General features: G+C 59.6%; 15 protein-coding genes and 5 pseudogenes. 12 read left to right on the top strand and 8 right to left on the bottom strand.

Annotated elements, in window-relative coordinates; genetic code table 11:
- Positions 1-1,228 precede the first annotated feature (1,228 nt).
- Positions 1,229-1,641 (top strand): annotated as a pseudogene (locus tag RX328_RS10750) (transposase); the annotation flags it as partial.
- A 110-nt stretch (positions 1,642-1,751) separates the two neighbouring features.
- The gene (locus tag RX328_RS43445) at positions 1,752-1,853 is read left to right on the top strand and encodes a LysR family transcriptional regulator (protein ID WP_309142552.1); all 102 of its coding nucleotides are present in this window, start codon (positions 1,752-1,754) and stop codon (positions 1,851-1,853) included.
- 168 nt (positions 1,854-2,021) lie between these two features.
- Here the strand turns inward: RX328_RS43445 and RX328_RS10745 are convergent, their stop codons facing one another.
- Positions 2,022-3,530 (bottom strand): ISL3 family transposase, encoded by a 1,509-nt coding sequence (locus tag RX328_RS10745; RefSeq protein WP_317258689.1) that lies wholly within the window; start codon positions 3,528-3,530, stop codon positions 2,022-2,024.
- A gap of 1,019 nt (positions 3,531-4,549) precedes the next feature.
- Between RX328_RS10745 and RX328_RS10740 the strand changes: the two are divergent.
- From RX328_RS10740 to RX328_RS10715, 6 genes and pseudogenes are all read left to right on the top strand, one after another.
- Positions 4,550-5,748: pseudogene (locus tag RX328_RS10740) on the top strand (pyridoxal phosphate-dependent aminotransferase).
- Between the two features lie 10 nt (positions 5,749-5,758).
- Positions 5,759-6,631 (top strand): isocitrate lyase/phosphoenolpyruvate mutase family protein, encoded by an 873-nt coding sequence (locus RX328_RS10735; RefSeq protein ID WP_213257619.1) that lies wholly within the window; start codon positions 5,759-5,761, stop codon positions 6,629-6,631.
- Between the two features lie 413 nt (positions 6,632-7,044).
- Positions 7,045-7,953 (top strand): LysR family transcriptional regulator, encoded by a 909-nt coding sequence (locus tag RX328_RS10730; protein WP_317258688.1) that lies wholly within the window; start codon positions 7,045-7,047, stop codon positions 7,951-7,953.
- 250 nt (positions 7,954-8,203) lie between these two features.
- Positions 8,204-8,746 (top strand): helix-turn-helix domain-containing protein, encoded by a 543-nt coding sequence (locus RX328_RS10725; protein WP_317258687.1) that lies wholly within the window; start codon positions 8,204-8,206, stop codon positions 8,744-8,746.
- Positions 8,747-8,908: 162 nt separating this feature from the next.
- Positions 8,909-9,193, top strand: coding sequence for a hypothetical protein (locus RX328_RS10720; RefSeq protein ID WP_317258686.1), 285 nt, complete (start codon positions 8,909-8,911; stop codon positions 9,191-9,193).
- Positions 9,190-9,450, top strand: a complete 261-nt coding sequence (locus RX328_RS10715; RefSeq protein WP_213257135.1) for a hypothetical protein — start codon at positions 9,190-9,192, stop codon at positions 9,448-9,450. Before RX328_RS10720 ends, RX328_RS10715 begins: the two co-directional genes overlap by 4 nt.
- On the opposite strand, the gene istB is transcribed toward RX328_RS10715, so the two are convergent.
- Both istB and RX328_RS10705 read right to left on the bottom strand, forming a co-directional pair.
- Entirely contained in the window at positions 9,442-10,212 is a 771-nt protein-coding gene (gene istB, locus RX328_RS10710) for an IS21-like element helper ATPase IstB (RefSeq protein ID WP_409410919.1), read from the bottom strand. The genes RX328_RS10715 and istB overlap by 9 nt on opposite strands.
- Positions 10,209-11,175 (bottom strand): annotated as a pseudogene (locus RX328_RS10705) (Mu transposase domain-containing protein); the annotation flags it as partial. The pseudogene RX328_RS10705 and the gene istB, both read right to left, overlap by 4 nt.
- A 44-nt stretch (positions 11,176-11,219) precedes the next feature.
- On the opposite strand from RX328_RS10705, the gene RX328_RS10700 reads away from it, so the two are divergent.
- From RX328_RS10700 to RX328_RS10690, 3 genes are all read left to right on the top strand, one after another.
- Positions 11,220-12,398 (top strand): site-specific integrase, encoded by a 1,179-nt coding sequence (locus RX328_RS10700; protein WP_213257137.1) that lies wholly within the window; start codon positions 11,220-11,222, stop codon positions 12,396-12,398.
- Positions 12,395-13,303, top strand: coding sequence for a tyrosine-type recombinase/integrase (locus RX328_RS10695; RefSeq protein WP_312018156.1), 909 nt, complete (start codon positions 12,395-12,397; stop codon positions 13,301-13,303). The genes RX328_RS10700 and RX328_RS10695 overlap by 4 nt, the downstream gene beginning before the upstream one ends.
- A 79-nt stretch (positions 13,304-13,382) precedes the next feature.
- Positions 13,383-14,387 (top strand): tyrosine-type recombinase/integrase, encoded by a 1,005-nt coding sequence (locus RX328_RS10690; RefSeq protein WP_213257144.1) that lies wholly within the window; start codon positions 13,383-13,385, stop codon positions 14,385-14,387.
- Between the two features lie 111 nt (positions 14,388-14,498).
- On the opposite strand, the pseudogene RX328_RS10685 reads toward RX328_RS10690, so the two are convergent.
- Positions 14,499-15,202: pseudogene (locus RX328_RS10685) on the bottom strand (IS21 family transposase); the annotation flags it as partial.
- Between the two features lie 208 nt (positions 15,203-15,410).
- Here RX328_RS10685 and RX328_RS10680 point away from each other — a divergent pair.
- Positions 15,411-15,926 carry an amidohydrolase family protein gene (locus RX328_RS10680; RefSeq protein ID WP_213257146.1) on the top strand — a complete coding sequence of 172 codons (516 nt, stop codon included), beginning with the start codon at positions 15,411-15,413 and terminating at the stop codon, positions 15,924-15,926.
- 927 nt (positions 15,927-16,853) lie between these two features.
- Here RX328_RS10680 and RX328_RS10675 read toward each other — a convergent pair.
- From RX328_RS10675 to RX328_RS10660, 4 genes and pseudogenes are all read right to left on the bottom strand, one after another.
- Positions 16,854-17,672 carry an aldo/keto reductase gene (locus RX328_RS10675; RefSeq protein WP_213257149.1) on the bottom strand — a complete coding sequence of 273 codons (819 nt, stop codon included), beginning with the start codon at positions 17,670-17,672 and terminating at the stop codon, positions 16,854-16,856.
- A gap of 1,203 nt (positions 17,673-18,875) precedes the next feature.
- On the bottom strand, positions 18,876-19,466 hold the full coding sequence (locus RX328_RS10670; protein ID WP_249727309.1) for a hypothetical protein: 591 nt from the start codon (positions 19,464-19,466) through the stop codon (positions 18,876-18,878).
- Positions 19,467-20,039: 573 nt separating this feature from the next.
- Positions 20,040-20,288: pseudogene (locus RX328_RS10665) on the bottom strand (ATP-binding protein); the annotation flags it as partial.
- Between the two features lie 197 nt (positions 20,289-20,485).
- Positions 20,486-21,436, bottom strand: coding sequence for a tyrosine-type recombinase/integrase (locus tag RX328_RS10660; RefSeq protein WP_249727310.1), 951 nt, complete (start codon positions 21,434-21,436; stop codon positions 20,486-20,488).
- Positions 21,437-21,756: the final 320 nt, after the last annotated feature.

The raw sequence follows: 21,756 nt of genomic DNA, 5'->3' as shown, positions 1-21,756 counted from the left end.
GATCTGCCCCATTCTGCGCTGCTTGCGCCTTCGCACGAGCGGCTTCAGCCTGCAGTCGCGCCTCCTCCGCGTGTGCCCTCGCCTCCTCTGCCTCCTTTTGTGCCAGTTTTGCCGCCTTAGCCGCTGCACGATCGTTGCGGGCCCCCGTCTGTTCGGTAGCCTCAAGTGAATGAACGCGAGCCTGCAGACGTCTCAGCTCTTGCCTTAGATCGTCCAATGACTCGGCATGAGCGATGGAAGGTGAATACGAAAATGCACAACCGACCAAGGCGCTAGTCGCGATCCATCGCGATGCCATCAATCTGCCGGATGGCCGTCGCCGCGCAAAATTAGATTTGTCTCTAGATATTGCTACGACCGATTTTTTTAGCACTGGAGCCCCCACACAAGTACGCAAACATAGACCACTATGTTTTTCACGTAGGAATAGAGAAATCGGAGATGTCTGTGTTAGCCCGTAACGGGTCGTGCCCAGCTAGCGAGGGAAAGATGCGTTCCCATCAAGCCAGGTCCCGTGTCGACAGGACCGGCGCGGCGCCTGTTCCTGGCTGCAGTTGCAACCGGTAGCTCTCGCGCGTGTAGAAGAGCACGTGTTCAGGCATGATGCCGACGTGCAGCATTCGCCCATCGACGACATGAGGCGAACGCGTGGAATAACCGTCCGCCTTCTACATGGGCGGCTCGCACGACGAGCGATCAGTGTGTCCGCAATTCGATGGGGACGAAAAACACAGGCCGTCAATTCAGGCTGCACAAAGCCGCAACGATGTAAGCCAACGCACTCAGTTGGAAATGCCATGCCTCTGTCCTTAGGTCGAACCCCGATTTCTGCCGACGCAGTATCGTTGGGAAGCAATAGGCCGGTGACAGACATCAACTAATGTGATGGACTGTTCTGATTTGGCGATGGATTAGCGTGAGAACGCGCCGCCATCCAATCCGACTTCTTGGGTGAAGAGCTGATCGCGCTACCAATCGCGAGTCATCGGTGCAAGGCCGTCCCACCAGCTGGAACGAGCGCCAACAGGCGGATGGTGCGACGCCGGATCGCTGCGCAACGTGCAGGAAAAGCTTCGTGGAGCTTAGGACGCGCCGGATTGATAGAGCGCTTCTCTATCTAATGGAGGCCTAGCGGTGACGCGCAAGGCCCCTGTGATCGCGATTGCTCAAACGCTGGCGCGCGCATCCGTTCACTTCAACGGAGCGCGCACCTTCCTTGGAAGTCATTGAGGAAGACGCCTATCGCTGTCCAGCTGGGGGAGCGACTGCCGTATCGCTACACAAACGAAGAAGACGGCAAGATGCTGCGGCGCTACTGGACCTCGGCCTGTCAAAATTGTTTGCTCAAATCGCAATGTACGACCGGGCCAGAGCGGCGCATCACGCGATCGGAGAATGAGCATCTGCTCGAGGGCTGTGCAGCAGCGCCTTGACGCAAACCAACAAGCCATGCGCCAGCGTCGCGAGACGGTCGAGCATCCGTTCGGCACGATGAAGGCTCGGATGGGGGCGACACACTTCCTTACCAAGACGCTTCTAAAAGTAACCGCCGAGATGGCTCTCTCGGTCCTGGCCTATAATCTGACACGGGTCATGAACATCGTCGGGACCAAGCCGCTGATGGCTGCGATCGTGGCCTGAGACCGAACGGGCGCCCTGGCTTCTCACCGACTTGCCTGGGAGGGCGTTTTTACACGGCCAAGACCCCTAACCAAAACACTGACCGAGGCTTAGGGCTGTCGCTCAAAGCGGTGCGCGCCTTCGTGGAGATCGCTCGGGAACAGAACGTGCCGCGCGCTGTGAAGAGCCTCGGCATGACCCAAAGTTCGGTCAGTCGCATCTCGCTGGCCTAGAACACCCATCTCGGCTCGAAGCTGATCGAGCCAGCGCGGTCGCAACAGCGAATTGACCGCCCAATTGCAGCGCGACAATCAGGATGGAAGTGGAGCGTCAATCTGGGGTTCTTCCGCATATTTGGTGCAGCATGAGCGATCGGGGTTGGATAGGTTGCCCGGTCGCTCTCAAGCAGCCAGAAGGACGCGTCGACGCAATAACGGGTAGCTTGCCCGGCCATACATTTGTCGTTTGATGGCTTTGATCCTGCTGATCTGGCCTTCGACCGGACTGGTTGTCCAGGAGGTCGTTATTGCCGCTCGGACCGCATCGATGTCGCGCGCGATGCCGTTGGCGAAGCTCTTGAGCTCGCTGTTGCCTGCTTGTGTGATCCATTCATCGAGCTCGGCGATGTCGCTACCACTAAGAAGGGACACAAACCGCTTCGCCAGATCGGCGACCGTCGCGAGTTCCGGAGCTTGCGCAAATAGATGGCCGAGGAACAGCCTGGCTTCAGCATCGATCTGATCCGGATCCTGGCTCAAGTACCAAGCACAGCGACGACGCGTGGGAGCTTTCCATGTCAGGTGTGGTTGTGCTGCTCCTCCCGCGTCTGCATGTGCACGCCTGTCAGCGGCCCATCGCGCGATGGTCACCCGACTTCCAGTATAACCCTGTTGCTGAAGCTCCCGCCAAAGCTGCTGGCCCACCTGGCAACCGGAGGCCCACCGCGCTTCGAGCCATGCCTGGAAGGGCGCGAGAAGATGTGAAGGTCGGTGAGGACGCGAATGCTCCGGTTCGCCGCCAGCGGCCAGCCAGCGCTGAACAGTGCGCCTGTCGACGCCGAGCAGTTGGGCGATCCTGGATGTCGGGCAACCTTGCTGGCGTAGGCGACAGATTTCATCCCAGCGTTCGCGTCGCGCAGCCTTTCGATCCGCCCGCAACTGTGCAAGGCCGGGCGGCGGCGCGGAACTGCCGGTCTTCGCTCGTTGCGCGGACGCCATGATTTGCACGGCGGCGGCTACGTTGTGACGATGGCGGCCGACCGCGTGGCGCAAGGCCTCACCCAGACTATTGAGCAGGTGCCAGCGGTCCGCCACCTGCACCGCGTCGGGGACGCCGCAGCGTGCGCCATCAGCATAAAGTCCCGCACGATCGCGGGCGACGACCTTGATCCCCGGCCAGCGCTTCAGCCAGCGCGCAACACTGTCGGCGTTACGATCGGGAAGCAGATCAAGCACGCAATTGCGCTCCAGATCGCAGATGATCGTTCCATATCGCTGGCCACGACGCCAAGCCCAATCGTCGATGCCGACGACGGTCGGGGCAACGAAATCCGGCAAGGGAGCCGAGTGAATCATTCGGAGCAAGGTGTCGCCGCTGACCGGCATGGCCAGTTTGCGCGACAGGCGCGAGCCGGGCTCACCTCCGACCGCAAAGCCGATCGCCAGTTGGCTCTCGCCGAGGCGGGTTGTGCGTCTTGCTTTCGGCCGCACCGTTGCCGGTAGCCGCTCGGTGAATATCCGACGCGGGCATTGCGGATTCGCGCATCGAAACCGTCGCGCGTGAAGCCGGATTTCAACAACCTGACCCTGCCACGGCAGATCGGCTAAGCGTCGCACGTAATGGCTGTGGACGCGACCCGTCTGGCAGCCGCAACAGGGACAGAGCGAGACCGCTGACTTCGGCCGAGCCACGAGCACCACCCTGTCGGTCTGGGGAGAGATTTTGACAATCGAAAGCTCGGGGGAAACCAGTGAGCGGAAGGCTTGGAGCAAGGCGAATCACGAGCGTCGACTGCGATTCTTACCTTATGCCCTTATTTGAACTGTCCGTGAATCCTACACCCTGCACCAAATGTGCGGAAGAACCTCAGTTTGTCGCGCTACAGCCCAATCGTTTTTTTCGTCAATGCGCCGGGCCGCTGTGGACGATCCTGCTCACCGTCTAAGGCTGAGGCGACGAGACGAAGGTGAACCGCATCGTGTGCGCACCTCACTCACAATCTTTGGCTGCACGTTGTTTGTTCCCAACTTACAGGCATTCTCATCCGAGATTCGTGGGGCGGTGCGTCAGCAGCTCACGGTTCATGCCCTCGACCGCGGATAGCTTCGAAGTGCTGATCACGCGCGAGCTTGAGCCGCCGGATCCTTCGGTCCCTTGGGACTCTATGAATGAACAACTGGTCTCGCGTGGGTGCCCCGCAATGCATCGCCGGGCGTCGACGTGCCGCGCTACTTCTATCCCGCTGCTGACGGTTATCTCCTGACCGGACGAGCTTCCCACTTGGCTGCGACCAAGAGAACATCAAGAACATGAAGAGCGGCGATGGCGTGCTCGGCCAGCACTACGACCATCACGACCTCGCCCGTCCGGTGGTGACGACCGGCTAATCCCTGCTGGCTGCCTGCAAGTCCTTATCTCAGACCTATTCCCGGGGGCCTTATCTTGCCGTGCTGCCGGACGCACGCGGGTCCCAAGCGGCATGCAATACCGCGCCCTATGCAGTCGATCGTAGCCTTACTTCGCATCTTGCTCGTGCCTTCTGCCGTTGGATGACGCACGTCTGCAAGAAGGCCGTGCCCGGCGATGCAACCGTAAGATATCGTAACTTTCGATCATCTAATTCAAAAAAGCGATAGCCGGATTGGTTAGCCCGTTTAGAGCGACTAGAAGCCGTCAAAGATTTTCTTCGAAACTTCGCAGGTATTCCATCTTGCCTCTCGTTGCAAAACGGCTCAATGTCGTCCGCCCCTCTGAAACCAAGGCCATGACAGCGCGTGCCGCCGAGCTACGCAATCAGGGCGCCGATGTGATCACGCTCAGTCAGGGCGAACCGGATTTCAACACGCCGTCCGCGATCTGCGAAGCCGGCATCCGGGCGATTCTCTACGGGCGAACGAAATACACGGCCGTCGCCGGGATCAAGCCGCTGCGCGAGGCGATCCGCAAGAGCTTCGGCCGCGATCACGGGCTCGATTACGGGATCGACCAGATCACGGTGGGCTGCGGCGCCAAGCAGGTCGTCTTCAACGCGCTCTTCGCCAGCCTCGATCCGGACGACGAGGTGGTAATTCCGACGCCGTGCTGGGTCTCCTATCCCGATATGGTAGCGCTCGCCGGCGGCAGCCGGTTCTCGTCGCCTGCGATGAATTCCATGGTTTCAAGCTGCGCCCCGAGGCGCTGGAGGCGGCGATCACGCCGCGCACCAAGTGGCTGATGCTGAACTCGCCGTGCAATCCGACCGGCGCGGTCTATAGTCGAGGCGAGTTGCTGACGCTAGCAGCGGTGCTACGCCGCCATGCCCATGTCCATGTGCTGTCCGACGACATCTATGAAAAGCTCACCTATAACGCCGACTTCGCTACCATGGCCGCGGTCGCGCCAGACCTCTACGAGCGCACCCTGACGGTGAACGGCGTGTCCAAAGCCGACGCAATGACCGGCTGGCGCGTCGGTTATGGCGCGGGGCCTCTGCCGCTGATCAAGGCGATGAACCTCATCCAGGGCCAGACCTCCTCGCACACCAGCTCGATTTCGCAATATGCCGCCATCGAGGCGCTAACCGGCGGCCGACAACATATCGAGGAATTCGCGAGCGCCTTTCTGCAGCGCCGCGATTTCGTTGTCGCCAGGCTGAACCAGGCCGAGGGACTTACGTGCCGGGTGCCGGACGGCGCCTTCTACGTTTTCCCCTCCTGCGCGGGTGTTATCGGCAAGCGCACGCCGGATGGCAAGGTCATCGAAACCGACACCGATTTTGCGATGTATCTGCTCGAGGCTTTCGCCGTGGCCGTCGTGCCCGGCAGCGGCTTCATGGCCTCGCCCTATATCCGCATTTCCTATGCCTCGTCGCTCGAGGACCTCACCCGCGCCTGCGACCGCATCATAGCGGCCTGCGCCGCCCTGTCCTGAAAGGTCTCCGATGTCCGCTGCCAAACGCCTCCGCGCGCGCATGGCCGAGACCGGCCTCGTCCACATCATGGCCGCCCATAGCCCGCTTTCGGCGATCCTCGCAGAAGAAGCCGGATTCGATGGCCTGTGGGCCTCAGGATTTGAGCTGTCGGCGCTTTACGGCCTTGCGGACATGAGCCTGATCTCGATGACACAGCATCTCGACATGCTGCGGGCGATCGCCGGACGCACGACGCTGCCGATCATTGCCGATATCGATACGGGCTACGGCAATGCGATCAATGTGATCCATGCCGTCAGAGAATACGAGCGAGCCGGCGCGAGCGCCGTTGTCATCGAGGATAAGACCTTTCCTAAGGTAACGAGCCTTGTTGCGGGCGGACGCCAGGAGCTGCTGCGCATTGAGGAGTTTCAGGGCAAGGTCGAAGCCGCCGGTGCGACAAAACGGGACCCAGATTTTCTCGTCATCGCCCGCACCGAGGCCCTGATCGCAGGCCTCGGCGAAGCGGAAGCCCTGCGTCGGGCGCAAGCCTATGTGGAGGCTGGCGCCGACATGATCCTGATCCATTCGAAAAAGAAGGATCCTTTCGAGATTGAAAGCTTTTCGCGCGCCTGGACCGGATCGGTGCCGCTGGTGATCGTGCCGAACGCATACCCGGATCTCGACGCCAAACAGGTCAAGGCGCTTAGCAACATCCGCATGATGATCTACGGCAACTACGGCATCCGCGCTGCTGCAAGTGCTATCCAAGAGACCTTCCGCCGGATCATCGCAGACGGTGGCGTCCAGAACGTCCACAAGGACATTCTTCCGGTGGAGGAGATTTTCAGACTTCAGAAGATGGACGAGGTTAAGGCAGCTGAAGCTCGCTTCCTTTGCTGAACGCACCATTCGTCTCCGCCGTGATTGTCGAGATTTCAACACGTTAGGCAGGGTCTGAGCTCCGCTCAGGCGCTATGCCTAGCGCGCTGTCGATCGGAACACTCGAGTTAACGGGTTTTTCTCCTCCGGAAAGTCGCGTGGTGTCCGACTGCGAGAAGAGCGATCGAGCGATCGTGGCAACCACTGCCACGGCTCGCTTAAGATACGCCTAAGGAGAACGCGACAGAGATCAACTCAACTAAGGCGATCGCGCCGACCGTATCGGCTTCGGCCGGACGTGGTTTTTGCGCGCGATATACCGTTGATAAGCAGTAATCCGGCTACAAACATGAAATAATGTGATGGAACATTCATTTTTGGCAATGGCCTGCCGTGAAAACTGGCGGACATTCCAGAAGTTGCCGGAATAGAAGATGGCTATCGAAGACAATGAAGTGCCTCTCAACGCGATCCGGGTGTTCGTGACGATCGCGCGAGAAGGAAGCGTAACGCGCGCGGCTAGCGCATTGGGAATGACACAGAGCTCGGTCAGCCGCTACCTTGCCGTGCTGCAAGGCTATCTGGGCACAGACCTCATGGAACGACGCGGTAGGCGGAGCGAATTGACGGAATTCGGAAGGCTTTTTGCGAACACGGTCACCGAACCGCTAGATACAGTGTGTTTCACCGCTAAAAGAATGTGCCGGCGGAACCTTCCGGACGCCAATCGGCTTGTTGTCCGCACGTCGCTCTCGACCTTCGCTTACTCCTTTCTGATTCCTAATCTCCAGGCATTTTCCGCTGAAATGGGTGGCGTAATTGTGGATGTGATTAGTTCACTGTCTCCACCGACATCTTCCGACGATTTCGACATCCTGATTACGCGCGATCTTTCCGTCATCGAACCGGCTGACGATTGGGAGATCTACAACGAGCAACTCGTCTGTGTGGGCTCTCCAAATCACCTGCACAGCAAAAGCCTCTCAGTCGTTCGCTCAATGCCAGTTCTGAACATCACATCCCGGCCCGACATACTGCCCACATGGTTGCGGGCGATGAACCTGACCTCCAAAGACATAAGGTCAGGGGCGCGATATGATCACAATTACCTTGCTCTGCCGGCGGTCATGACGGGAAAATGCCTTCTGATAGCGCCCGAAATTATTGTCGGCGATCTGGTGCGCGGGGGCGTTCTACAGGTGATACCAGGGTCACGTACTCCCAGCGGCATGCAATATCGGGCCTATTCGGTCGACCGCAGTGACAATCCCGAAATCGCTCGTGCTTTTTGCCGGTGGCTAGTCCGCCTTTGTAAAAAGGCCGCCCTTCCGGAAGCCGCTTAATGCGCATGAGACTATCGCGGCACCTCTAAAACGACATTGCACGGGCCAGTTTTGAAAGAGAGGCCTTGAGATTTTGCGCCGAAGGAACACCGCTACTCACACTGTATTGCGGTAGCCGCATCAACCTGTTTGTTGAATCCTAGACGACCGATTCCATGAAACTCGCGCTGCTGTAGCAGGCTGAATTGGTGGAACGGACGGGCTGTTGGCGGATTCCTCGTTTGCGGTCGGCGAAACGAGGAGCTGTATCATGGCAGCATGGCGGCGAGCGGTCGAGTTGGCAATGAGTGATGAAGAGATAGCGACCTTGACGACGCTTTCGCGGTCGAGGATCGAACTGGCGAGCCGGGTGTCGCGGGCGCAGATGCTGCTGGCGTATCGGGAAAATCCTTCGTTCTGCGCGGTGGGCCAGAGACTTGGGGTCCATCATCAGACGGTGCAGCGCTGTGTCGAGCGGGCGCTGGCCGATGGCCCGCTGGCAGCCCTCGACGATCGCCCGCGACCGGGCAAGGAACCAACCATCACGCCTGAAGCCAAAGCCTGGTTGGTGTCGCTGGCGTGCGACAAGGCCAAGGACCACGGCTATCCATGTGGACGACGCGGCTCTTGGCGCGCCATGCGCGCGAACACGGGCCGGCGGCGGGGCATGCGTGTTTGGCCAATTTGGTCCAGGGAACGGTGTGCAAGATTCCTCGGCCGGGAGGAAATCAAGCCGCACAAAGTGCGCTACTATCTTGAAAATCGCGACGCCGAGTTCGAACAGAAGATGGCGGAGGGGAAGTCGAAGTCCTGAAGAAAGCCTCTGCCAAGGGAAAGAAGAAGCGGGGAAAGCCGGTGACGATCGTTTCCTGCGACGAGAAGCCGGGAATCCAGGCCATCGCAACGACGGCGCCAGATTTGCCGCCCAAGCCTGGCATCCACGCCAGCTTTGCGCGCGACCATGAATACAAACGACATGGCACGCTCAGCCTGTTGGCTGGGATTGAGGATCACCTATAGCGACCCCGTATTTGCAATGGCGCGCGAGCATTCCATTTTAGGACTCGGCCCTATCGACGAGATCATCGCGGCCGAGCGCCACGGCCCGGACGCGCAGCGGGACGTCGCTCGCCGCGTGATTGAGCAGAAGTTGGAGAGTCTCTACGTGCGCCGCGCCGCCGTCGAGGACCTGCTTTTCCGGGTGAGCTGCGGCCTGGCGGTCGCTCTGCCGGCTGCGCTCTGCGGCGAGGGCGCTCCATGAGGATCGACTGCGAGGTCCATGCCTTCCGCCGAGAGGCCCGGCGGACCGCGCCGATCATCGACGGCTCCTTGGAACAGCTGGAAGGCGCCGCGCGCGCCTGCGCGATCACCGGGCTGGTCCTGATCCAGCCCGCCTTCCTGAACGGTGACCCGACGGAGCTTTTCGCCCAGGCGCCCGGACGGTCACTTCAAGTTCCCCCACCTGTGGTCGCGCAAACTCCCCCACTTGTGGAGCAGGACAAGAGGTTATTAGATTGACTGGGTTTTGCGTGCAAGGGCTTCGGCGGCTTCCTTGAGGCGGTAGCTGCGGCCGTCGAACTCAAGCAGATGACAATGGTGCATGAGGCGGTCAAGGATCGTCGTGCTCATGGTGTTGTCGCGGAGATAAGCGCCCCAATCCTGCACGACGCGATTGGACGTGACGATGACGCTGCGGTGCAATTTGTAGCGTTGATGGATTAGATTCTGCAGCAAAGCGCCAGCTTCGTCGGGGATGGTGCGAGCGAGGAACAGATCGTCAAGCACAAGCAGATCGCAGTCAAAGATGCTCCGCAGTCGCGCTTCGCGCTGAGCGGCGGGGCTGAGGGCGTAACGGTTGAAGAAGTCATCGGCCTCGAGATACTGGACCTTGTGGCCTTGCAGGACGGCCTGGTAGGCGACGGCCTTGGCCACGTGCGATTTTCCAGTGCCGGGCTTGCCAATGAACAGAGCGTTTTCACCGACGGCGACAAACTTCAGCGCATGCAGCTGGAAGCAGGCCTGACGCGGCAGTTTGGGATTGAAGGACCAGTCGAACTCCGCGAGCGTGAGCTTCTCTTCAAGCCCGGATTGCTGGTAGCGGCGAGCGATGAGACGGGACTGACGACGATCGAGTTCGTCCTGCAGGAGCAGGCAGAAGGTCTCGAGGAACGGTTGGCTGGCGCCCTGGGCCTGCAGGACGCGGGTCTCGAGCGTGTCGCGTATGCCCGACAACCGCAACTGTCGTAGGCAGCGATCGATTTCTGGCAAGGTCATGGTCATTCCGAATGATCTCCTGTGGAAGTTGAAAGGCAGAGTTGATCGGCAATCAAGGTCTCGGCGGGAGCGCTCGCGTCGTCGGAGCTGGCCGGGATTGCGGAGACGACGCGAGCGCGGTTTGGTGCGGGCTGATCATTGCCGTTGTTGCCGGGCCGGCGCTCGTTGCTGGCCCGGTTCTGGGCGCCGAGGCGAAAGAGTTCGCCGTACTCGTCTGCGGGACGGATCAGTGGATGATCCTGCGTCAGAGACAGCGTGAGTTGTGGTGCCTGATCGACGCGCTCGAGCGCCCGCTCGAACAATCGCTCAACGATGGCGCGCACCTGTTTGTAGCGATGGATGTGATGACGCACCGCGTGATCGCAGGCTTGCTCGACGAGCCGGGCGGGATACTTCTTCGCAAGTCCGACAATGCCCCACATCGCGCGTTGTCCAACGCGACCTTCGGTGTCGAACAGGTGCTGACAGAGCGCCTTCGCTTGCGGTCCGATGTCGCCGGCGCTTGCCAGCAGGAAGGCGGTCTGACGAGATGGATTGAACGGGCGCTCGTTGTGCGGCAGTTTGAGCGAACCCGGCCGTGCGGCGCGGGCATGAACGCGCAGCAGCGCCTGGGTACTGCGGTCGCGGATCTCGATCGTGGTCTCGTAAAGGCGTACCACGACCTGGCTGCCGATCGGCGCGGGGCGCGCGGCATAGTCGCTGTGATCCACCCGCACGGTGGTGTCGTCGTAGACGGTGCGCACGAGCTCGGAGAAGTAACGGAAGCCGGTCGCGGGCAATGGCCGCAGATGCGGCTTCTCCTCCTAGAACATGGCCTCGACCTGACGCCTCATGCTGCCATGGATGCGTTTGGAAGCCCAGTTCGTCTCCCAGTGCTCCAGAAAGCTGTTCTGAGCCTCGAGTGAACTCGAAGCGCCGCCCGGCGAGCGCGGTGCCCTGGGTGTGCTGGATCGCGTTCTCCACGTATTCACGAGTCCTGGATCGCTCCCGCAGTCGAGCAGTACGTCAGCTGGATGGCGGAGCAGCGCTATACGGACCGCAGCGTGTCTCGCCGGATTCCCATCGTGGTGAGCTTTGGCGAGTTCGCAAAAGCTCACGGCGCCAGCGAGGTCAAAAACCTGCCTGATCACGTCGAGCCGTTCGTGCAAGCGTGGATTGGTGAGCGTGCTAGACGACGCTCAGCCCGGCGACGCAAGCAGATCGGCGATGAAGTACGCAATCCCATCCGCCAGATGCTAAGGCTGGCGGTCCCCGGCTACATTGGCCGGGGTCGTCTCCATAAGCCGGACAACCCGTTCGAACGCCAAGCACCAGGGTTGTTGAGGTACCTGATCGAAGAGAAAGGACTTCGTCAGCGATCGATATACCAATACCAAATTTTTTTGCGTCAGTTCGCGGCCTACCTTGAACGCATCCGCGTCGACAACCTCGCAAAGTTATCGCCAACCGTGCTCAGCGGGTTCATTGCCGAGTACGCTCCGCCCCGAGTGTCCTGGTCAACGGTGCGCAATGCATGCGGAGTCCTGCGGGTCTTTCTGCGTTATCTCAATCGTGAAGGGGTTATGGCCAAGGATCTCAGTTCGCTCGTCGAGTTTCCGCAGTCGTACCGGCACGCTGGCGTGCCACGATCGATCAGTTGGGAGCAGGTCGAGCAAGTGCTGGCGGGTATCGACAGACGGTCCGCCTCTGGCAAGCGCGATTATGCGATGATGCTGTTGCTTGCGACCTATGGGCTGCGGGCAGCGGAGGTCGCCTCGCTCACGCTCGATGACATCGACTGGCGCAACGAACGGCTTAAGATCAGGGAACGCAAAGCAGGCAATACCACCACTTATCCGCTCTCGGCGGCGGTGGGAGCAGCGATCGTCGAATACCTCAAAAACGGGCGGCCAGCCACGACATGCCGCGAGGTGTTTATGCGCTGCTGTGCTCCGCACGCCCCGATTGGCTCCGCCGCGGTTGTCTGTCGCGCCGCCCATTTCATCCGCAAAGCCGGCATTCGCGTGCCACGCGCCGGTTCGCATGTCCTACGGCACAGTTGTGTGCAGCGCCTGCTAAACGCCAATTTCTCCCTGAAGCATATCGGCGACTACGTCGGCCACCGCAGCGCCTCCTCCACCCAGATCTACGGGAAGATCGCCGTCGAACAGCTGCGTGAGGTTGCATTCGGCAATGGGGAGGACGTGCTGTGAGCTCCGATGCACGTTTCCAGAGTTTTCTCGGCCGCGAGATCGAGCAATTCCTCGCTCACAAGCGCTCTTTGCGACGGCGCTATCTTGTCGAAGAGAAGACGCTCGCGCTGTTCGATGCCTACTTGTCGAAGAACAAAATTGGTAGCCTTAGTGAGGTAACCCCGGAACTGGTGGATGAGTTTCTTCTCTCGCGTCCGCGATCGCGGCCAAGAAGCTATAATCACCTGCGCTCTACGGTGGGACGACTGCTTTCGTATCTCGTCGATCACGGGAAGCTCGCCCAGACACCGCTGAGATCACCGCCGCGTCGCGGAAGGTATCAGCGCACACCATTTATCTTCGACACAGACACAGCCACTCGGTTGCTTGCCCTTGCCAAGGCGCTCCCGAACCATGGTGGTACGATCGAGCGTGGCAACACGTATTTCGCATTGTTCGCCGTGTTGTATGGGCTGGGATTGCGCGTCGGGGAGGCCTGCCGGCTGCGCCTCAAAGATGTCGATCTGGAGCGGCGATTGCTCATTATCCGGGAGACTAAATTCTACAAGAGCCGCCTCGTCCCATTTGGACCAAAGCTCGGAACGCTCCTGGCGCAGCATCTCCGTCAACGCCAGACTGCGGCGCGCGCCGCCACTGCTGCAGACGACGCGCCGCTGTTCTGCTTGCGTGGGGGGAGGCCAATCAACCCTGGCACAATCAGCCAGACCTTTCACGCTATGGTCCTGAGCTTAAATCTGCAGATCCCGCCAGGCATTTCGCCGCCGCGCCTGCACGATCTGCGACACTCGTTCGCCGTTGGTACACTCACGCGCTGGTACAGGCTCGGCCTCGATCCTCAGACGAAGCTTCTTGCACTCTCGACTTTCATGGGGCAGGCGACATCAATTCCACTGCGGTGTATCTGACGCCGACCCCGGAGCTTCTCGAACACGCCAACCGCCGCTTCCGTGCCTTTGCTGCGACAACGCTCGGGGAGGATCAGTCATGACCCCCTCCCTCGGTACACTGGTTCAGTCATTTTTCACCGATCATCTCCCGGTACAGAAGGGCCTGCGGCTCGGTTCGATCCGCAGTTATCGTGACACGATTCGCCTGTTCCTGTGCTTCGTGTCCGAGCAGCGTGGTCGCCGGATTGCTACACTGGCCCTTGATGACCTGACGTTCGAACGAAGCCTGGCGTTCCTGAGGCACCTGGAGCAAGAGCGCGGTAACTCGGTGCGTACTCGCAATCAACGGCGGGCAGCACTGAACACCTTCTTTGCCTACCTCGCGGTGCGTGCACCCGAGATGCTGGCGGTCTGTCAGCAGGTCGCGGCGATCCCCGTCAAGCGCACATCATTGCCCGACACACATTTCCTCGAGCGGGAGGAGGTAACGGCATTGTTTCGTTCGCTGCCTCGACAAGGTCATCTCTCGCTGCGCGACCACACACTGTTGCTCTTCCTGTACAACACGGGCGCTCGGGTGCAGGAAGTTGCCGATCTTCGTATCGAGCACCTCGAACTCAAGCCGCCGGCCAAAGTCCACTTGCACGGCAAGGGTGACAAGTGGCGGACGTGCCCGCTTTGGGATGAGACAGTGAAGCATCTCCAGGCGCTCCTCGCCCAGCGTGGCGCATCGCCAGGCGAGCCAGTCTTCTGCGCTCCGAAGGCCCGCCCTCTAACGCGGTTCGGGATCTATAAGATTGTCCGACGACACGGCGCATCCTTCGATACACACGGGCCGAAATCCAGGCGGGTCAGTCCGCATCTATTCCGGCACACCGCTGCTTGCCACCTGCTGGAATCCGGTGTCGAAGTCAATGTCATACGGAGTTGGCTCGGGCACGTCAGTCTCGACACGACAAACCGTTATGCCGAGCTGACGCTGCGCGCTAAGGCCGAGGCGCTGCGCGCCTGCGAACTGGGTTCCGATATTTCAACGGTGTCCCGGGCTCGCGTCGCCTGGAAGGACGACAAAACCCTGCTCGACTGGCTCAACTCGCTGTAGCGCATTATGTGCCCACTCGCCCGCGGTCCTCCCCCGAAAGACCGGCTCAAGCCGTTGCCAGCCACATAACGATGTCCGGCACATAAGAGCGATTTTGTTACCGGTAACAAAATCGAGCACGACATAGCCGACGGCGCCGCCAAAATATCGAAAAGCCTCTTCGTGGAGCTGTGCCCAGATCTGCTGGCTCGACTTCCAGACCACCCGCCGGAAGCTACGCCGCGAGTAGCGCAGGGTCATCACGAACAGGCGCGGCCGGCGGTAACGACCGCTCTTCGGATCACGGGTCAGCGCGCCTTCACCATAATCGACCTGGGCTTCCTCGCCGGGGGCAAACTCGAGACGGTCAAACTGTTTGGGATCGATGTGGCGCAAGGCGCGCACGAAACGCTTGACGCTCTCGTAGCTGGCAGTGAAGCCGAGCTGATCAACCAGATCCTGGTAGATCGCCTGCGCATTGCGCTTCAGTCGGACCTGCTGCTCGATCCATTCCCGATGCGGTTCACAGGCTGAGCGGGCGAAATCAAACGTCTTGGCGGCCACCTTCATGCCGATAGCCGGCGGTCGCGGAGGTGGGGGAGTTTGGCCATTCGCGGCCTCGGAGCCGGCGGTCACCCCGGGGGAATTTGCCTCCGCCGCTCGCCGGGACACGAAAATCGCCTGGTAGCGCCGGATCGTCTTGCGGTCGATCCCCGTCAGCCGCTGGATCTCTCGTTGGCTCGTCTGGCGCTCAAGTAACGTAAATACGGTGCTTTGCAGATGCGGCTTCAAGACGTTCAACTCCCGGTCCCCTCTTCCCTAAAGGGGGCGAAAATAAACGTCCTGCTACGTGCTTTGCGGCCGATCAGCCGCCCAACCAGGCGGAATCAGGTGGGGGAGTTTGAGGTGACCTCACCCGGGGGATTTTGACCGACCGTCGGGGAGGCGAGGCAGGCCCGAATGCCGGTGAGACTCATTCCGCCCCTCGTGCAACCGCTGGCGCCTGAGGTCCTGGAGGAGTGGGGCCAATCAGGCGCTGCGGGTTTGGCGTTAACCCTCGACGATCCCGATCCACTGACCGAGTCCCTCGAGGCTGCCCTTCAGCTTGGCTTGCACTTGGAGGTGTCCGGCGGCATCGAAGGACGTGAGCGCTTGGCAGAGCTGCTCCTAGCCGACGGCCACCGTCTGGTGTTCCGAGGCTTCGGACTTGCGGACTGCGGCCGCGATCCCGCCTGGGATCCGCGCCTGCAGCGGCTTCTGGCGCTCGCTAAAGGCGCGAACGCGTGGGTGAAGCTGTCGGGGATCGGACGCGTCCCACATGGCTGGGCCCAAGCAGCGGCGGGCAGGATGCTAGAGGAGCTCGGCCCGAAACAGCTGCTCTGTGGGTCGGAGTGGCCGCACGTGACGGCCGCCCACGCCTATGTGCCATCCTATGTGGAGACCCTGGAATGGCTTGAGGGGCTCGTCACAGACGAGGACGCCCGAGAGCGGGTCCTCGGCGAGACGTCTACTGCGCTCTACGGATTTCCGCAACTAAAACCTGTATGCCTGCGGAAATGACCAAATGAGCATATCCACGGCGGGCCCGTGTTCCTGGCCTTGGTGGGGCCGAAAAAAACACTTCGCTGGAGGGGAGCCGGTAGATCGAGGCGGTCCATCAAGGCTTTCTTAGACCCCACACGGCAGTACGCCTAGAACCAGCATGCGCAACAGATAGACCGGCACCCGCCTAGTTGGGCTATGATGCAGGAATGCAGACTACGGGTAGAGGTTATGGCCTCAGGTGCTAATGCCATGTCTGATCGATTTCCAGTATTCGAGGTTTTCTTAAAACAGCGCAGGCGAAGATGGTTGTGGTCGGTCTGCACCTCCCAAGGCACGCTGGTAATGACGGGTTCAAGAAGCAGCCGATCCGCTGCCAGATATGAGGCCAACAGAGCGCTTTTTGTGTTGCTGCTTAGCGCGCCGTATCGTTCGCGACTTTCTGCTCGAGCGATCCAAGCTGATCAAGAGGCTCGCGCGCAGCGCTCGCCTCCGCCCCAACTTTAGAGTATGTGACGCTTCGAGAAAGGTCTGCTCGTCAGCGGTCCCCGTCCGGAGGCTCTAGGTCGCATTAAACTCCGAGTCCAGACACAATGCCTCAAAGTAAAGGATGCGCGTGTCCCCTCAGGAGACCTCTCACTGTAGGCCTCCTCCGCCGGCTACCGGTTCTACGGCCCGTGCCGTGTGCGTTATGAGAAAGCCTTGATGGGCGGCCTCGATCTGTCGGCTTCTCTCAAGCGAAGTCTTTTTCGGAGCCCCAGCGATCGTGCCGATCGTCTCTCCTGTGGCTGGGTTCTGCGTTCTGCGTCGCTTCGAGACAGGAATAAGCCGGGTATCGATCAGGGGGAGCCTTTAGCACGGTGCCGAATGCTGGCCAGCCTCCTAAATCTAGACCACCGCACGGGCACGGCTTACGAGCGGGCCGGCTCGCAATGACGGCCGACGTTAATCCCAGGCCGGCGCGAAACCTGGATTCACAAGACGCTTGTCCTTCGGCAAGGCCCCGATCGCTCTGCGATCGTCGTCATCGAGGTCGACCTTCAGCGCATCCAGATTCGCCTTCTGGCTTTCGGTGCGTGAGGCCTTCGGGATTACGGCGACGCCGGGCTGGTCGAGCAGCCATTTCAGCGCTACCTGCGCTACGGTTGCATTGTGCTTCTTCCCGATCTCTATCAGAGTGGCATTGCTTTCCGCGCAGCCTTGCAGCAGCGGGGAATAGGCCACCAGCGGAATGCCTTTGTTGTCGAGATAACTTTTGACCTTCGACTGGCTGAGCATCACGTGATACTCGATCTGGTTGCAAGCGATTGGTGCCTTGATCTCCTCGACGGTGGTCTTGAGCAGAGACATGGTGAAATTGGCAACCCCGATCGCGCGGGTGAGTCCATCCTCTTTCAGCTTCACCATCGTCTCGAATACCGCCGGAAGGTTCATGCTGCGCGAGGGCCAATGCACCAGATAGAGATCCACGAATTCGACTCTAAGCTTGTTGAGGCTCGTATCGAAGGCTCGGCGGATCGCGTCCGGCGCGAGATTCTTATGCCAGACTTTTGTCGTGAGATGCAGGTCGTTGCGGGGGAGAGGGAAAGATGCAATCGCACGCCCGATGGCGTCTTCGTTGGCGTACATTTCTGCGGTGTCGATGTGGCGATACCCGAGGGCAAGGGCGCTCTCTACCGCAGCACGGCAGACATCGCCCTGCATGCGAAAGGTGCCGAGGCCGAGCCGCGGCAGGCTGATGCCTTGCGTCTGCAAATGATCCATTTTGTCTCCTGAAGCGATATTGGCGGCCGAAACGCCGGCACTTGCACAAGCGAATGTTGGCTAAAAACTGGGGATGGCGAGGCTTCCGGAACCGGTTTCTTCGTCTACCGAGGCCGAGATCGCGGAAAGCGCAAGCTGCAATCGTACATAGAAATGACTGCGAAGCGTGAGAAGGGATCCGGCACGAGATCACAGAGACCTTTCGTCCAGCCGTGAGTTGCCGAACAATGCGGACAGGCTTTTGAAATCGATGGTCGGAAATATGCATATGTTTAACGCGTGCCTTACTCTCATCAATTAAGTTCAAAACTTGCTCAACATGTCTCGGCCCTGAGATCGTCGCGAAGATCGTTGAGCCATCTCGGCTTGCGTTTGCGTCCCCTTTAAGCCTCAGTGTTGCTTCCCTCATAGCAACCGCCGTGCCAGGAGCGTTCAAACGCAGCAAGCTTCTAATTCGGCTAGACAAAAGCTCGCACGCGGCCGGTCCCTGACCGATGTTTCAAACCCTACACCCTTGTACCGCAGTCAGAAACCGGACAAGCATCAGTGGTGTTGGGCGCGCGAAACATCGTTGTTTCGGGTGATTGTCGCGGCAGCTGGTCGAACGAAAGCTGGTAGCGTTATTGAACAAAGTTTGTCAGGCTCATGCGAGGAGATTGTCGATTGACGCTCCTACTTCGCTTGAGCGTGACAAGTGTCGTATTGTCAAGATGTGAGGGGTCAACGAGTTTCTATCGCAGATTTAACGGGAATTTTTCCCGAACTATTCCGGACAAATTGGAGGGCGATGATGGACTTGTCCAGTCAAGCGCGTGCTTGCGTGGCTAGGCACTGTCGTTGGCTCCGCGCGTCACTCCACGACTTAATCCGTCGACATCGAATCCAATCGTCGCCACAGATCTGCCAGAGAAAACACAATGAAGAAGCATCTGTCGCAGTTCTTCTCTACGGCCTGTGACGCCATTCTACCACCTGCTCCCTCTCTAGGATCAGACTACGCGACGAGAATCGCCCTCGCGGCGCTTCTTTGGGCTTTCGAGCTGCGTGGGCGACCGATTGGCACAGAATGCCACCAGCACGACGCCAAACCGCATACAGGATACTCTGTCGAACGTCGCCTCACGGATATTGTGCCGGTTCGCGCTCATCCCAGCCTGCACCCTCGGATCCGATCCGCCCTTGGATCAGCGTGGCTGCCGCAGCTCAGTAAGCTCCCATATCCCACGAAGAACAATGCTTCTTGAAGTGAGCAATGATGAGCTCCGCAACCTCATCCGAATGATCTACCCCGGAAATTAACTTTGCGGCGTATAGCCCGGCCGGGTATGCAAGATTAAGTTCAAGTATATATGGATAAGCCATATCTATCCCGACGTAATTTATCCCATTTGCCATCAGCTTTTGACCGACGGCCAGCTCGACCTCATTGGAGTGCAAATCGACTGGAATCGGCTTTCCTCCTTGTACTAGATTCGACCTATGATCGTCTGGATTCCCTTGCCGACCATGCCAGCAAACAGCCTTCCCGCAAGCAACGATGACGCGCTTTTCACCTAGGCCTACTTCCGGAATAAACTTCTGAAGAATAGCGTAATCAGCTTTAAAGCCATCCACTCCGCCATAGTAGATCGCGCCTTGTGCAGCAGTATTGCCGGTAAGGCATTGAAGTATTGTTCGAACATTTGGTCCGTTTGGAGGAAGTAAGAAGACGTTTTGCCCGCAGCTGGCGTTTGTCGGCCACCCACCATTGATCCGGAGTCTCCCGATAGCGCTCCCAGAGCAACGAGAAATCATCCGATATATATGAATAGGCTCTGTTCTGCTTTGGCAGGCTATAGCCCAACGCATGTTTTGTATTCAAAAACACGAGGCCTTCAATGCTGTTAACGAAGGCGGTATGTTTGGAAGCCAGCCATAGCATCTGCCAGACATCGCGGGCCACGCGATCCTGAGGCGAGCCCAGGACCCAGATCAGCTGGCATTCGTCAAGAAAATATCTCTCTCGATCCCCCGGCGCTTCAGAGCCGGGATGGTACGGTTCGCCGTTTCCAGGTACCAGCACTCCTCGTGTGAAATAGCGATAGTCATCTGCCGCAATAGCATTGATTGCGGATTCCGATGATCTCGCCCGGGTGTACCGATTTGATCTCGCCCAGGATTCCGAGATGATCTCGCCCATCAGTCCGATTTGATGTCGCCCGGCGCGCGAGGCGTTCTGGCTGTCTGGTTTTTGGCATCGGCGAAGCCGCGAGGTCAACCTTTGAATCGCGGCTTGGTCTTCTTCGTCTGCTGCTGTTCCTGCTGTGGGCATGTGGGCAACGCTGTCGCGTTGTCCAAGCGCAGCGGCATGTCCACAGCGCCATTGGCTCAGGCCTTTCGGCTGGGTTTACGGGTTCGCCGCAGGCTCTCGCCGTTGAGGTCGATGCGGTGGGCGTTATGGACCAGGCGGTCGAGGACAGCATCGGCGTAGGTGGGGTCGCCGATCAGCGCGTGCCATTGATCGACGGGAAGCTGGCTGGTGACGATGGTGGAGCGGTGACCGTAGCGGTCCTCGAGGATCTCCAGGAGGTCGTGGCGGGCCGCGGCGTCGAGCGGCTCGAGGCCCCAGTCGTCGAGTCACGTTGAGCTCAACGTGACTCGACTTATGTGGAGCACCCAGTGATGTGGAGTTGAGGGTCGACAATCGGCGCCGGTCCGGTTTTTGACAGCCGCCAACTCCACATAATTTACCTGTAGGTCATAGCCTCTTCAGCCAATCAACGATGTTGATCGCCGCAGAAGAGACGTGCCCGGCACGAGGCGGTGCGAGGATCTCAGGGAACACCTGCATAAGCGCCTGGCGTTTGAGATCGATGTCCGCCCTTGCATAGGTCATGGTTGTGTTCAGCGACGAATGTCCCAGCCATTGACTGATAGTCGCAAAAGTCGACTCCCGCCTTCAGGAGAAAGATGGCGGTCGTATGCCGCAAGGAATGGGGATGGATCCGCTTCTCCTGCAGCGTGCGAGTTGCCCTGGCTCCGGCTACAATGTGCTTCTTGAGCAGGTAACGAACGCCAAAGCGGGTCAATTTGTTGCCCTGGCGGTTTACGAACAGCGGAGAGTCGCTACCTCCTGAATGAGCGACGTTGTTCGAGAGTTCTTGCAGAAGTTGTGCGGTTTGCGGCCAAATTGGACATAATCGCGTTTTGCCGCCCTTGCCGTGCAGCCGGACTTGATGAGGAGGATCGGTGCGTATGTCGCACGGCCGCAGATCGAGTATCTCCTGAACGCGGGCCCCCGTGTTGAGCATCAGTGCAAACAAGGCATAGTCGCGCTTACCCCCTGGCGTTGAGCGATCGATCGATTTGAGCAACGCTTCGACTTCCTGCGGCTCAAGGTATTCGATCGGCTTGGTACGCGCGCCGCGTTTGAACGGTACGCCTAGCACGCGCTGCAGCTCGGCTAGATAGGCGGGCTGTTCGGTTGCAAGAAAGCGAGCAAATGTATGCAGCGCCGCCAGCCGCGCATTGCGGGTGGCGACGCCATTGTGACGCTCGGCCTCCAGAAAGGCCAGGAAGTCCTGGACCTGCCTGGCGGTGAAATCGACGAGGTCGAGATCCTCGATAGCCTTGGCTTTTTGCGACGAAGTAAAACGCAAGAACAGCACGATGGCATCCCGGTAGTTGCGTATGGTGTGTCGGCTGGTACCCCGGAGCGTCGGCAGGTACTCGCGGAAGAACCGCTCGATGCCCTTGCCGAGTTCGTTAGGTCTTTGGGATCTCATGCGGCACCTCCGGTGATAAGGTGGCCGAAGTGCCTCTCGAGCCGATCGCTGGCTGCAGCCGCGAGTTGCGGAATCCAGCGCAGGTAATAGGCAGTCGAAACAATTGAGACGTGCCCCATGTACATCGCAAGCTTTGGCAGATTGGATTGGACATCCGCACCTTGCTGGTACCATCGCAACAGCGACCCGACCGCGAAGCTGTGGCGATAATTCCGCCGACGGAATTAGCGGCATAATTCCGGCAACTGGATTATTCCGGCAACTGACGGACAACGTCGGCATTTTCCGGAGAATCGCGGGGGTGTGGGTACATGATTGGC

The sequence above is a fragment of the Bradyrhizobium sp. sBnM-33 genome (assembly GCF_032917945.1).
Taxonomy (GTDB): domain Bacteria; phylum Pseudomonadota; class Alphaproteobacteria; order Rhizobiales; family Xanthobacteraceae; genus Bradyrhizobium.
Note: the sequence above shows the minus strand (reverse complement) of the source record. Positions and strands in the feature narration are given on the sequence as shown.

Excerpts from the sequence above, each read along its gene's own strand:
- RX328_RS10735 (WP_213257619.1), top strand. The coding sequence starts at position 5,759 with ATGTCCGCTGCCAAACGCCTCCGCGCGCGCATGGCCGAGACCGGCCTC.
- RX328_RS10730 (WP_317258688.1), top strand. The coding sequence starts at position 7,045 with ATGGCTATCGAAGACAATGAAGTGCCTCTCAACGCGATCCGGGTGTTC.
- RX328_RS10725 (WP_317258687.1), top strand. The coding sequence starts at position 8,204 with ATGGCAGCATGGCGGCGAGCGGTCGAGTTGGCAATGAGTGATGAAGAG.
- RX328_RS10720 (WP_317258686.1), top strand. The coding sequence starts at position 8,909 with ATGGCACGCTCAGCCTGTTGGCTGGGATTGAGGATCACCTATAGCGAC.
- RX328_RS10715 (WP_213257135.1), top strand. The coding sequence starts at position 9,190 with ATGAGGATCGACTGCGAGGTCCATGCCTTCCGCCGAGAGGCCCGGCGG.
- istB (WP_409410919.1), bottom strand. The coding sequence starts at position 10,212 with ATGACCATGACCTTGCCAGAAATCGATCGCTGCCTACGACAGTTGCGG.
- RX328_RS10700 (WP_213257137.1), top strand. The coding sequence starts at position 11,220 with ATGGCGGAGCAGCGCTATACGGACCGCAGCGTGTCTCGCCGGATTCCC.
- RX328_RS10690 (WP_213257144.1), top strand. The coding sequence starts at position 13,383 with ATGACCCCCTCCCTCGGTACACTGGTTCAGTCATTTTTCACCGATCAT.
- RX328_RS10675 (WP_213257149.1), bottom strand. The coding sequence starts at position 17,672 with ATGGATCATTTGCAGACGCAAGGCATCAGCCTGCCGCGGCTCGGCCTC.
- RX328_RS10670 (WP_249727309.1), bottom strand. The coding sequence starts at position 19,466 with ATGATTTCTCGTTGCTCTGGGAGCGCTATCGGGAGACTCCGGATCAAT.
- RX328_RS10660 (WP_249727310.1), bottom strand. The coding sequence starts at position 21,436 with ATGAGATCCCAAAGACCTAACGAACTCGGCAAGGGCATCGAGCGGTTC.